Annotated in this window: 7 protein-coding genes; 2 read left to right on the plus strand and 5 right to left on the minus strand. The window is 41.6% G+C overall.

What is annotated here, in order from left to right; all coding sequences use genetic code 11:
• The 5 genes from G3O08_RS11385 to G3O08_RS11405 all read right to left on the minus strand — a co-directional run.
• Positions 1 to 2,877, minus strand: a 2,877-nt coding sequence (locus tag G3O08_RS11385) for a nidogen-like domain-containing protein (RefSeq protein WP_204336856.1), incomplete at its 3' end; no start/stop codon positions are given.
• Positions 2,878 to 3,186: 309 nt separating this feature from the next.
• A complete protein-coding gene (locus G3O08_RS11390; RefSeq protein WP_163285499.1) occupies positions 3,187 to 4,569 on the minus strand; it encodes a YfcC family protein in 1,383 nt (460 codons plus the stop codon).
• Positions 4,570 to 5,877 carry a T9SS type A sorting domain-containing protein gene (locus G3O08_RS11395; RefSeq protein ID WP_163285500.1) on the minus strand — a complete coding sequence of 436 codons (1,308 nt, stop codon included), beginning with the start codon at positions 5,875 to 5,877 and terminating at the stop codon, positions 4,570 to 4,572.
• Between the two features lie 108 nt (positions 5,878 to 5,985).
• Positions 5,986 to 7,461, minus strand: a complete 1,476-nt coding sequence (locus G3O08_RS11400) for a DUF5723 family protein (protein ID WP_163285501.1) — start codon at positions 7,459 to 7,461, stop codon at positions 5,986 to 5,988.
• Entirely contained in the window at positions 7,454 to 9,085 is a 1,632-nt protein-coding gene (locus G3O08_RS11405; RefSeq protein WP_163285502.1) for a hypothetical protein, read from the minus strand. The genes G3O08_RS11400 and G3O08_RS11405 overlap by 8 nt, the downstream gene beginning before the upstream one ends.
• Positions 9,086 to 9,265: 180 nt before the next feature.
• On the opposite strand from G3O08_RS11405, the gene G3O08_RS11410 reads away from it, so the two are divergent.
• The gene (locus tag G3O08_RS11410) at positions 9,266 to 12,310 is read left to right on the plus strand and encodes an amidohydrolase family protein (protein ID WP_163285503.1); all 3,045 of its coding nucleotides are present in this window, start codon (positions 9,266 to 9,268) and stop codon (positions 12,308 to 12,310) included.
• A gap of 27 nt (positions 12,311 to 12,337) precedes the next feature.
• A complete protein-coding gene (locus tag G3O08_RS11415; protein ID WP_163285504.1) occupies positions 12,338 to 13,627 on the plus strand; it encodes an amidohydrolase family protein in 1,290 nt (429 codons plus the stop codon).
• Positions 13,628 to 13,646 lie beyond the last annotated feature (19 nt).

Below are 13,646 nucleotides of genomic sequence, written 5' to 3' on the forward strand. Positions count from 1 at the left end.
AGCAGTAAGTTCACTTTGTAGTTCACCTTGTAGTGGGTTAAGTGGACCTGGTCCTTCTACATTATCAATACATCCTGAAGCCATATCACCATTAATAAAGGTGAACGGATCGCCACTAAGCATGGCTGGATAGGTATTAACAGGAGCTCCTCCAACGTTTGGAACTTCTACAAACGCATTTTGCGCTGCACTGGATGTTACCAGATTTCCAGAAGTTGCACCCGCTGCCATACCATTTACACCATCCGGTATGCTTCCAAGAGCGGTAGCAGTTCCGAATTCGATTTTATACAACGTATTTTGTGAACGGTTTGCAAGATACAGCACACCATCTACCCATACAAGATCACCACCAAATACCGGCGCAGCTGCGTAGTAAGATGGATTACCAGAAAGGTCTATGGTTGAGATTATATTTGAACCGGCATCACCAACATAGATTAAACCGTTTCTAAATGCTACTGCAGTAATCTGCGAACCAATAACACCCCCACCGGCAATTGGAGTAGCAACAGGGTCGAATGTTGGAGGAACTACATTATAACCAATGAATTCACTTCCATTTTTGTTTACAAAGTATATCTTGTCATTAACAGCATCATACGTGATGTGCGCTTCAAAGTCAACATTTGTAAGATATGTTAATTCTGCGTTTCCACCTATGAAATCAACTTTGTAAAGGTCTGAACCGACAACGTCTGGTCCGTGGTTTACATAGAAGGTAGCGTAGTTTTGACATACATCGATAAGTTCACCTGTATTACATCCTGACGCCATGTCACCATCACGTAGTGTGTAAGACTCACCATTTAACTCGAGTGTGTAAGAACTCATGTATTGACCATTGTTTCCAAGAGCAGTATCATACAACCCAAGGCTCGTTTGCCCTTGTGCAGAAACCAATAGTTGATCATTGGCGGTAATAGCCATACCTGTAACTTTCACAGGAACGGGTCCGAGATAAACGTCACTAGGAATTGCAACTACGTTTTTATACAAACCATTACCACTACGAGTAGCAAGGTAAAGCGTCCCATCAGATTTAAATGCAAGGTCACCACCTGTAACAGGCGAATAGCTGTCATATGTTGATACTAAGCTCGGAGCAACCACATCAAAAGAGAATATTGCATTTTGATTCTGGCTACCAAACAATAGTTTACCATTTGGATTACCTAATGCTTCTGGAGCAAATACAGCAGCAGTAATCTCACCGAAATCTTCACCAGGCAGACCAATCTGTACTGTTGGTCCCCAAACAGGCAGACCAGTTGTAGTAAGTGTACGGTATGATTGTGTGTGCTTGCTAACAGCATAGATCAAGTTATCTTCTGCGTTAAAGGCAATGTGAACTTCTATGTCACTTGTTGCAATGTATTCCATTGTAGCTACACCACCGCTAAGAGTTACTCCGTAGATATCAGAGATACCATCGGCAGCAGCATGATCTGCAAGGTAGTACGTGTAGTTTTCACAATCTGGTGCTGGAACACACTCACAGTTATTGTTGAGTATACCAATAGCTCCCGGAAGTTCACAGGCACCGCCTATGTTTGCTTCAAGGTCTGGACAATCGAATTCAACAGGAGTACCCATACATTGACAAAATGTGGTAACCATATCGTTTTCAGTCATATCATCACCATCATCACAAGCATCACCGAAGTTAGCTTCAAGATCTGGACAATCGAGCTCACCACATGCTTCAACAATAAGTTCAATGTTGACTGTAGTTGACTCTACCGGATCGCCATTATCCATAGCAACTAGTTGCAGCTGATACGTGCCAGCGGTGGCTCCAAATAATGATATAACTCCGCTTGTTGACTCTCCATTGATAGTAGTAGAAGAAATTACGCTACCGGTATTTTCAGAATCATTGAGACTAACCGTTACTTCCTGACCCGCCTCCGGACCTGTGAATGTAAAGTTAATCGTGCTTGAATCGCCCTCACAAATTGTAACTGATGTAGAAGTAATATTCAATAATAAAGGAGGAATGTTTGAGGTACTATCTGAGTTTACGTTAAAAACAAAGCACTCATTATCTAGCCAATCTACACCACCATCGAGGTCGTATGCACCGGCAAAATTATCTCCCGCCTGGTTAAAACGACCAATTTGAAAAAAGTTAGTACCATCGCCACTATTAACACCTACGGTAGCAGACGTTCCTCCGAAACCTCCGACACCTCCGGAAGCACTTCCGGTAGTCCATTGCATATCACCATAATAGAAAGCAACGTTGTTGCCTACGCCAATTACGGGGTCATTCCCATCGGTAATGATAACCTGAAAAGTATTCAATTTATCATCTTGGTTTGGAAAGTAGCCCACGCCGGGATAATTTACATAAAGTGCACTTGGAGTTACATCATACCATACCACGTCAGATCCTAATCCGCGTGTATCTACATCGCCCCAAAAAGGAGCAACCATAGGGGTAGAAATCGGGAATCCACTGGCGGTAAAACTGGAGAGCGGGCCATTAAATGTAATGTTACCATTATTATTTATGTAAACCGATGTGTACTCAGTACCATACATATTAAAAGTAAATGGCAATTCTATTTCCAAAGATGACCCATCATCGTTTCGTGGTATAAAAGAATAAGTCGCCGTATCATGAGGAATATAACAATCAGTATCTCGATTTCCTGCCACGTGTTTTGACAAAGGGCTTATCGGGCTTTGTACTCCGTTAGCCGGAATAGATTGTATCTGGAATTGATCCAGTTGTCCGGCTAACTTGGCTGTTTGGTAAGCTTCCGTGCCCGGTTGTAGTTGCCCAGGCTGATCAGATTGCTGTGCCACAGCCAGGCTAAATGAACCCAAAAAAAGGCTCATACTTAGAATAAAAAGTTTATTTGATTTCATAAGAATAAGGATTTAGTTATTTGATTAGTCATTTGGTTATAAAAGTACTGCGGTGATAAGGGTATTTAAATAGCGAATTCTCGCTATTTTTACGCTTAACTCCACATATTCTACGACCAAAATAGAATATCAGCCGATATTTCAATTTTCGGCATATTATTTTCACCAAAAAAAACAGAGGTAAGAATGTAGTCAATCTTATTAATAGGCTGTGATTTGGATATAAACCCCAACAGAAAACCCGAGAACTCTGGAATCTAAAGAAAAATCAAAATTGGCAAAAGAAAGGCGATCAATTATTCAGAACAATCATCGGGGCCAGACATCAATAAACTCAGGCACCGCGAGGAGTGCCATAGCTGCCAGAATGAAAATAACCATGAGTTTCCAAACCCATTTCATCCAAACATTGTATGGAATTTTGCCTATGGCGAGTACACCCATGGTAACTCCACTGGTGGGAATAATTAAATTGAGTAATCCATCGCCAAACTGGAAAGCCAGGACGGCGGTTTGTCGGTCTATACTGAGCAAATCGGCCAGAGGAGTCATAATGGGCATAGTAATGGCCGCCTGACCGGATCCCGACGGAATAAAAACATTGATAAATCCTTGAACCACAAACATGATTTGCACACTGATATAATTTGGGAAATCTCCTACTGCATTTGACATGGCATAAAGTACTGTGTCGATAATTTTTCCATCTTCAGCTACGACCAAGACACCACGTGAAAGGCCGATAATTAAAGCCGCAACCAACATATCTTTTGCTCCTATTGTAAAAGCAGAAACGGTTTCCGACGCTTTCATGCGCGTAATTACAGCAGCTATCAAGCCAAGAGCGAGAAAAAGCGCCGAAATTTCATCGATATACCATCCCCAAAAATTAGATCCGTACATAAGCAAGCCAATTGCTATTGCAAAGAGTACGAGTACCACTTTGCGGGCTACATTAAAAGGAACATCTTTCATCGCTTGCGGATCTGAATCAGAATCTGGTTCTGTTTTGAAACCGAATTCAGGATTCTTTTCCAACTTAAAAACGTATGCCATAACAAATGCTATGGCAATAATTGTAAAAATAGCCCATACTACCCAGCGATAACCAGCGCCACTACCTACAGGCAATTCGCTTATTCCCTGCGCTATACCGACTGTAAACGGATTGATTACTGCACCGGCAAAACCCGCCCCGGCACCAATAAATGGAATGGCTATTCCGACAATATTATCGTAGCCCATACTTCGAGCAAGCGGTATGGTGATGAGTATAAAAACCAAATTTTCTTCCGACATTCCAAACGTGCAGCCCGCGAGCGAGAAAAACACCATGAGCAAAGGAATGATCAAATGGCGCATCCCGGGATTGCTTCGCGCATATTTTAAAACAGAGCCAAGACCGGCATCGAGCGACCCTGTAGCCGATAATATTGAAAAAGCTCCTCCTACCAAAAGCACAAATGCGATAATGTGCGCGGCACCTACAAATCCCTTTATAGGAGCAGTGAGCAAACTGCCGAGCCCTTGGGGATTAGATTTTACTGATTCGTATGTACCGGCTACAACTATAGTTTTGTCGTCAACAATTTCGCGAGCGTATTCGCCGGCAGGAATAATCCAGGTAAGCGCGATAAAAAGCAATAAAACCACTGATATGATTACCAGCGCGTCAGGAGATTTTTTAAGCACTTATCGCGTTTTGAGAAATGGTGAAGAAATAGTTTTATGATCTGAATTAAGCATTAAAGTATAAGCACCGCTATTGAGTTTTGACAAATCTATTGATTGAAAATCAATATTGGTCGAGCGGCCACTCATAACAACACGACCGGCGATGTCAACGATCTGCCATTTTCCAGAAAAGGACTCCAAAAACTCAACCTTTAATTCTGTTGAAGCCGGATTTGGATAAAGTCGGAATAATTGGTTTTCTTCTTTCGATAAGCCCAGAATGCAATCTGGGGCAGACTCATTATAGGTTCTGGTAAGCGTTCCATTTTCTGCATACCAATTTTCCCATGTTCCTCCAGACCCGCTTATCCAATCGTTGAGATCAAAAAAGTTTTCACCGGATTCGGTGGCCGGTACGCGATAAACTTTTACCGCTCCAGAATTTCTATTCCAGGTGAGCGGCTGGTTAGATTCAATGATTTCGGGCGCCTGCACTACTTCGCAGTTTGACTGTAAAAAGTAAGCAAACTCATCGCTATACTCCGGATATTCGCCATAAGCGTGCGCCAAGCCATCTGCACCTATTGCTATAGCTACATGCTCATTTGATGCAACACCGTGGGCATATTCCAGATTGTGATCGTTAATTAGTCGCGCCATAAAGGTCAATAACCTCCCGTACCTATCGCGCTCATTAAAATGTGTATCCGTAATTGCATTTTCAAGAAATGGTGCATCTACAAAATCATTCCAGCCAAGGGTTAGATAGTTATCAAAAGGATTAGCAAGCGCTTCATCAGAATCAATCGACCCGTTTTGGGCAGAAAAATATCCTTGAGCCATTACAGCCATTCCCGCAGATGTACCTCCCACGACGCCACCTCTTACATTGAGTAAATTATTGATTGCTTCTTCAACGGGAGTGTCGCGCCAATAATTTACATAATATGACTGGTCGCCACCGGCCATAAAGATTGCTTCTGCGCCATTTAATCTTTCAATTACATAAGGATCATTTGCGGCAGCAGCAGAATTAAACCTTATTGTCTCTACAGAGTTGAGGCTAACGCCGAGTTGATTATACATATAATTATTGTATCCGTCAGATTGTGAGGTTCTGAGAACCACAACATCGCCTCCATTGGCTTTTTCTAAAAACCAGACCATTGCAGGGTCGCTTTCTATACCTCCACCCATAAGACAAATGCCAAAATCTGGCTGCACTTCCAAATCTTGAGCACTCCCGGATAACCAGCTTGTATAAGATTGGGCGAATGAGAAATGTGCAATACCAATAGCGAATAGAGTGGTGAAAATCGTTTTCATACTTAATACCTAAAATCATTATTTCACTTGCGTCGAAGCGAATTCAGACAGCCAAGGTAAAAGATATGGAGTAATTTGAAGCTATTCTTTGATTTGAACCTGCCTTTTTTAACGTTTCATTGGTCGTCCGCCGGGAGAATCTTCCTTTTTCAGTCCAAAAGTAAGGTTGATGCCGACATGAACCCGTACATCTTGTGGATTTTCGAAATATACAAATGATGACTCATCCTGTGGATTGTCATTATCCACCACGACAATTTTTGCAAATCTGGTGAAACGTAGGTTTTCTGCGAGGCAGTAAATTTGAAACGGCCCGGCATTAAGTGATAATCCTGCGCCGAGCGACGGTGAAAAGTGCGCTCGCTTTGTAAAATGTACATCTGCCTGAATGGCCTTCCAGAATTTTTGGTTGTAACCAATACTAAAGCTAAAAGGCACTTCACTATCCAAAATACCGTGATATACACTAAGCCATGCTTTTCCAACAAACTTTTCATTGCTTAGCACCTCATAGCTTGCACCATACCGGAGATATCCATTTAAAGAAGTTGTAAATTGTTCTTCGGTTCTTGTAAAGTTGTAAGCGTCTTCGAGATCATCGAGAAGTGTATCAAGTCGTGCTTGAAAGGCATCGTTAAAATCTGAACCTTCAACAAAGATAAAATCTGTAAGGTCTATACCATTGTATGCAAAGCTCGCATCGTTTGTGCCGTAATTGGCCACATCTGTTTTCCATTTTATAAATCCCAGATCATTTGCAGAAAACTCTACTTGTAATTTTTCAATCGGCCGGTAAACCACGCCAATATCTCCACCAAAACCAGTGTTTTTTAATCCGAGCAAATAAGTTTTTATATCGTCGTGAATATCTTCATCTCCCCCAGATGCTGAGCCATAAATTCCAGAGGTATTTACTATAAAACTTCCCGAAGTTTGCATATTGTATGTTTCCGGATCTGTTCTTAGCTTAAGCGTAGATTGCTCGGTTTCTATTCGCTCCATACCATAAAGATATTTCGCCGTAAGGCCAAAAGACCATTTTTTATTCAACTCATAATTATAGCCTATTCCATACTCGCGAAAGTGAATAGCATCTATACCAAGACCACTCATATTTACAGTATTATCTTCAAATTTATGATCGCCCACATTTCCATAAACTCCGAGGTAGAATATATCTTTGGGAATCGTTAGGCCTATTTGCACCCGTTCGGCTGCACGCGCATGTACATAGTGTTTTCCAAATCTGAAACCGACGTGTATCAGCTCAAACCCCAGATTTTGTCCGGTGTAGGCAAATTCATCAATGCTGCCAAGTATTTTTTCGGCATCGAGGGTTACCTTTCCGTTGGCGTCTGCCACCAAATTATCACCAGGCTTAAACCAATTATTGCCATGATCAAAATAGACCTGGCTCAATCCCGGTAGTCCGATATTTATACGCCCTGCAGGCCTGAGAGCCGGATTGGCATAAACGGATTGGGGCAAAAAATCAAATACACCAACCTGCCCGCTCTGCTGCGAATACAATCCCGAAACTGAAAAAAGCATGACAAAAAACAAAATCGAAATCGCTCTAATCATCGCTGCTTAAGTTTAGGGTAGCCTTAGCTCCGAGTTTAACATCAAAGGCATCGTTAGAAAAGAGCCTGATAGGATGATTTCCATTTCCGGCAGAGTTTCCAAATACAGTAATAATCATTTGAGTGGCATTTTCTAATCCCAGAATTTTCGATTTTGGAATGCGCACATCTGTAATCGTTTTTGTAGTTCCTATAGCGCGTCCATATTCCGGATCGCCTTCAGCTACAACAAGATTTACGGGTGCTGCCGAAAAAACAAGCTGAGGACTTTCAAAAAGTGCATCTATTGGATTAAAGAGCGAATCGGTAAAGACGATTTGCACTCCGGCATCAAAAGGAAATCCGTTTTCTACGATGAGCCTAATGTCCAGCGCTTCTATTTCGCTAATGTTCTCAGTATCTTCCATCAGATTGCCCAAATCTAGCGCGGTGGTATCAACAAGCAGAAAGTTGGCTATTGAACCAAAAAGCGGCACTTGAACCTCAAAGTTCATTTTCAGCTCATCTTCATTGGTTATAAATACATTATCAATACTTTCGGGGTTAATGATCAGACCAAAATCGCCAATGAGTTTATTGGGGCCAAAATACATCAGGTCCGTTACCGTTGGAGTCATTAATTCGTTGTCAATAATGAGTGTAGAAAGTGCGGGAACTCCCATTTGCTGCGAAGCTGCAATGGGCGGAAGCTGATTGATGTTTGCTCCGTCAATAACCATTGTCTCTCCGTTAACATTTTTGCCTGTAAGCTCGTCAATAAAAAGCCCCATTCCAAGACCAAAATCATTTTCGAAATTGAAATTTATACGCGGATCTTCTATTCGTACATTAGCCACATTTGGGTCGTCAAAAAGTGATATCTCTACGGTTTCATCTTCAAAATCTATTCGGCGCGGGGCAATAAACCCACCAGCCCTTTTAATGGAAAAATCAAGCATTCCCAGCTCAATAAATACGGGTTCTGAATTGCCAAGTCCCTCGCTAGAGAGTGTTACCTCGTACTGAATTCTCAATCCATTTGAAATATCATCTGAATTGTGAAACAAAAACCTAATGTTTTCGAGACTTACCTCGTTTGCAATGTTAATGGGTGGTGTATTATCTGTAAAGTCGATTGAAATTGCTTCTGTATTATCGGCATTAAAAATCTTTATAAAACCACTAATGGGAAATGTACCTTCTGAAAATACATTGAGAAATAAGCCGCCGGATGCGAACCTAACAGAGTCGAGCCGGTCTCCTTCATTCGTTTGAAACGCATAGATCTCATCGCTCTGAACTGTAAACGACCCCAGGTCGATTAGTTCATCAAACTCCACTGATGTAAGTTGTATTGTGTCTTTATAGTCGAAACCCTTTGCGTTAAGAAGATCTGCCGCACTCAATGGGTTAATCGTATCGCGATATATCAACGAAATACTACCATTTTCACTCACATCTATTAGTCCGTCTTCGTTGTAATTCTCAATAAGCCGCTCGGCGAGAATAGTCACATTTGCAATAGGAACGCCAAACTGTGGCTGTATTCCATAGTCAAATTCTGTAATTTTAATTTCTTCTTTCACGCACGAAAATAGCCCGGCAAGAAGCAATGAAATTATTAATAGTCGTGTAAGGGACAACATAAATATGTTTTGTAAAGCAAGGTATATTGCAAATTAGTTACGCAGTATCACGCGATTAGGTTGCCTAAAAATATTCTTTTTCATCAATATATCGTATCAACATTCAATTGGTGAACCATTTTTAAGATTTCTTTTTACTGTGTCTGCCTAATCTTTACTTTTCACTTTTTGAATACACCCATGACGAAAAACCCATTCATACTTATATTATTCTTGTTTTGCCATGTGGCATTATTCGGGCAAACCACCGTTCCAGACCTTGGTATAAAAAACAAGCAGGCGGTTTATACTTTATTTAAGAACGCTATTGTACACGCGCAGCCAGGGAAGAGCGATACCCTCAGTTTTTTAATCTATAAAAATGAGATTATTCGGATAGGAGAATTTTCGGAAATAGAAATTCCTGCAAATACAGTTATTCAAGATTGGGAAGGTTTTCACATTTATCCTTCATTTATTGAATTCAATAGTCGTTACGGGCTTCCGCCAATGCAGAATAAGGAAAAAAACAACACGGGTGCGGGTTACTGGAATGAGGCTATTCACCCCGAAGTTAATGCGGCTGATGCCTTTAGCCCCGATGAAAAAATGGCAGCAACGATGCGCCAAATGGGATTTGGATATAGTGTAAGTCAGATAAAAAACGGCATCATGCGGGGCACTTCCCTTCTTGCGCAAACGGGCGACGGATCGGCGCAAGACAATGTAGTAAAATCAGAGGTGGCCATGAATCTCTCTTTCCAAAAAGGAAAATCTAAGGATGAATATCCCAAAAGCCTGATGGGAACTGTTGCGCTATTTAGGCAAACTTATGCCGACTTGGAATGGTATGAGAAATCTTTTGGCGAAGAGGCCAATTTTAGCCTGGAGGCTATGCTGAAATCTGCTTATCTGCCGGCTGTATTTGAAGTGGGCGAAAAGTTTGATATTCCGCGATTGGGCAGAGTGGCCAATGAGTTTAATAAGCGCTTTATACTCATAGGCAGCGGCGACACTTACCAGCTGTACGGATCTGATTTTGACTGGGTAGATGCCATAGTAGCACCACTCAACTTTCCAAATGGGTACGATATGAGCGATCCGGATTTGAGCAGGTTTGTAGATCAAAAAGAACTGCTTCACTGGGAGCGCGCACCATTTAATCCATTTTTCATTCAGCAAAATAATATTCCACTCATCCTTTCGGGAAATGGAATTGAGAAACCGGCAGACTTTTTCGAGAATCTACTTCTTTGCATCAAAAAAGGATTGGACAGAGATTCGGCATTTGCGGCGCTCACCACAACGCCGGCAAGCCTTATAGGAATGGAGAACCGAATTGGAAAAATCGAAACAGGTTTTCTGGCCAATTTTTTCATTACAAAAGGTGATATTTTTTCTGAAAAAGATGCCTTACCCATTGCGCACTGGGTAAACGGAAAGGAGTACATAATTGAAAACCGTGAAAAACATAAACTCGAAGCAGTGTATACGCTTAATGTAAACGATGTATATTTTGAGCTTCAGGTAAAAGGAGAAGAAAAGTACAGCGCCAAGGTGCTTTATATCGCCTCTGAAGATACCACTGAAATGAAAGCAAAACTGGTGCTTCAGTCAAATGAAGTAAGCCTGCAATTTAATGATGATGAAAAAGGATATTACCGCCTGGCGGGAACTATTTTGAGCGACAATAGAATTTGGAATGGCCAAGGATATGATCCTTCCGGAAAGCTAGTGAACTGGAACGCCATTCGCCGAAAGGCAAAAAAGGAAACTGCAAAAAACGACACCACACTGGCAGTGGTTACAGATTCTATTCCACTCCCACCTTCCAGATATTTTCCGCTGGTCGCTTTTGGATTTGACTCTATTCCCAAAGCCGAAACCTTGCTGATAAAAAACGCCACAATCTGGACAAATGACAGCGTTGGTGTTCTAAAAAATGGCGAAATGATGGTTGCTTTTGGGAAGATAGTCGCTGTGGGCAAAAACATTAATCCAGCTGATTTTTTAAGTAAGAAAAATAAGGATAGCTATAGCGTAATTGATGCAGGCGGTAAACACGTAACTGCGGGTATTATTGATGAGCATAGCCATATTGCTATTTCGCGAGGAGTAAATGAGGGCACTCAGGCAAGCACGGCCGAAGTGCGCATAAGCGATGCACTAAATCCTGAAGATATTAATATATACCGTCAACTGGCAGGCGGAGTTACTACCTCGCAGCTGCTGCATGGATCGGCAAACCCGATAGGCGGCCAATCGGCATTGATAAAGCTGCGCTGGGGACAACCCTACGAAGAGATGCTATTTGAAGATGCGCCTTCATTTATAAAATTTGCGCTTGGCGAAAACGTGAAGCAATCAAACTGGGGGTCACAAAACACCACCCGATACCCACAAACACGGATGGGTGTGGAACAATTTTTTTACGAATACTTTTACAGAGCAAAAGAGTACGGACAACTAAAAGAAATAGCTGCTGCCCGAAAACCGGAGAAAAAAAGCAGAAAGAAAAAAGCCCAGGAAGACGATCCAGAACCGTTTAGAACTGATTTTGAACTGGAAGCGCTACTGGAAATTCTAAACGGAGAGCGCTTTATTACCTGCCATTCTTATGTGCAAAGCGAAATAAATATGCTGATGCATGTGGCTGATAGTATGGGATTTAAAGTTAATACATTTACCCACATTTTGGAAGGCTATAAAGTGGCAGATAAAATGAAAGCTCATGGTGCCGCCGCCTCTACCTTTAGCGATTGGTGGGCTTACAAATATGAGGTGAAAGATGCCATTCCTTACAATGCAAGCATATTGAATGAAGTGGGTGTGATAACTGCCATAAATTCTGACGATGCTGAAATGGCGCGAAGGCTAAATCAGGAAGCCGCAAAAAGCATAAAGTATGGCGGAATGACCGAAGAAGATGCACTGAAAATGGTGACGCTAAACCCTGCCAAAATGCTTCATATCGACGAGCGAGTTGGAAGCCTTACTCCTGGAAAAGATGCTGATTTTGTGATCTGGTCTGGCCATCCGCTATCTGTTTATTCAAAAGCTGAAAAAACATTTATTGATGGCATAAAATACTTTGATCGATCTGAACTTACAAATTTGGAAATGCGCGACTTAAAAGAACGAGCGCGCATAGCCGCTCTCATGGAAAAAGCTAAAGGCAAAGGCGAAGATGTAAAGAAACCCAGCCGCAAAATGGAGCGCTATTATCACTGTGATACCGAGAATTAAGTTTTGCCAAATTAGACATCCCACAAAATGAAAAATATAAAATTTATAATTTCCTTTTTAATTTTGATAATGGCTTCGCTTTTGAGCCATGGTCAAAAGAATGAAACCAGCTTTTTATTAACCGAATTGCACATTTTTACCGGTACCGGAACCATCATTGAAAATGGTGCGGTTGGGGTTAAAAATGGACTGATAGATTATGTTGGGGCAACAAATTCTGCCGTAACAAAAAACTATCTGGAGGTGATTTCAAAGAGCGGGATGAATCTCTATCCCGGTTTTATTGCCATGAATACCACAATTGGTCTCACCGAAATTGATGCTGTACGTGCCACCCGCGATTTTAGAGAAACCGGTGATATGAATCCCAATGTAAGAGCCATTTCTGCCTATAATGCTGAAAGCGAAATAGGAGAAACCATTCTTGCAAACGGTATCCTATTTGCCCAAATTGCACCCAGAGGCGGCACCATAAAAGGAAGCTCATCTGTAATAAAACTACAAGGAGATAACTGGGAAGATGCAGCCTATAAAAGCGATGAAGGCATCGTAATGGACTGGCCTAAAATGTTTAAAATAAAAGGCGATGATGATGACCCACAGGGATATGAGCCCGATGAAAACTACGTAAAGAACCTCGCTGCAATCGAAGCGTTTTTCGTTAAATCGGAAGCTTATTCTAAAAACACAATCCCCGTAGAGCGTGACCTGAGAATGGAGGCTATGCGAGGCATTTTTGACGGAAGCAAACGTCTGTATATTTCTGCCGATTTTATTAAGGAAATACGGGAAATTGTAGCCTTTAAGCGGAAGTACAATATCAAAAAACTCTCCATAATAGGTGGATACGACTCATGGATGGCGGCTGATTTGCTAAACGAAAACGAGATAAGTATTTTGCTCCAGCGCGTGAATAGTTTGCCCCAACTGGCCGAAGATGCCTTGGATGCTTCATATACATTACCTACAAAACTGGCAGCCGCCGGTGTAAAATTCTGCTTTACCATGGATGGAAGTATGGAAACCATGCAAAACCGAAATTTGACCTTTAATATAGGAACCGCTATTGGCTACGGGCTAAACCCAAATACCGCTCTAACGGCTGCTACTCTGCACCCAGCAGAAATACTGGGAATAGGTGAAAGAACTGGAAGTATTGAAACTGGAAAAGAGGCCAACTTCGTATTAACAACCGGAGATATATTTGATATGAGAACAGCAAAAATTGCCGGTCTCTATTTAAACGGACGCCTTATAAATCTTGAAACACGTCAGGAAAGACTCTATAAGAAATACAGCCAACGCTATACAGAATAGCGAACAATTTTAAACAAAA

The organism is Cryomorpha ignava (genome assembly GCF_010686655.1).
In the GTDB taxonomy this organism is placed as follows: domain Bacteria; phylum Bacteroidota; class Bacteroidia; order Flavobacteriales_D; family Cryomorphaceae; genus Cryomorpha; species Cryomorpha ignava.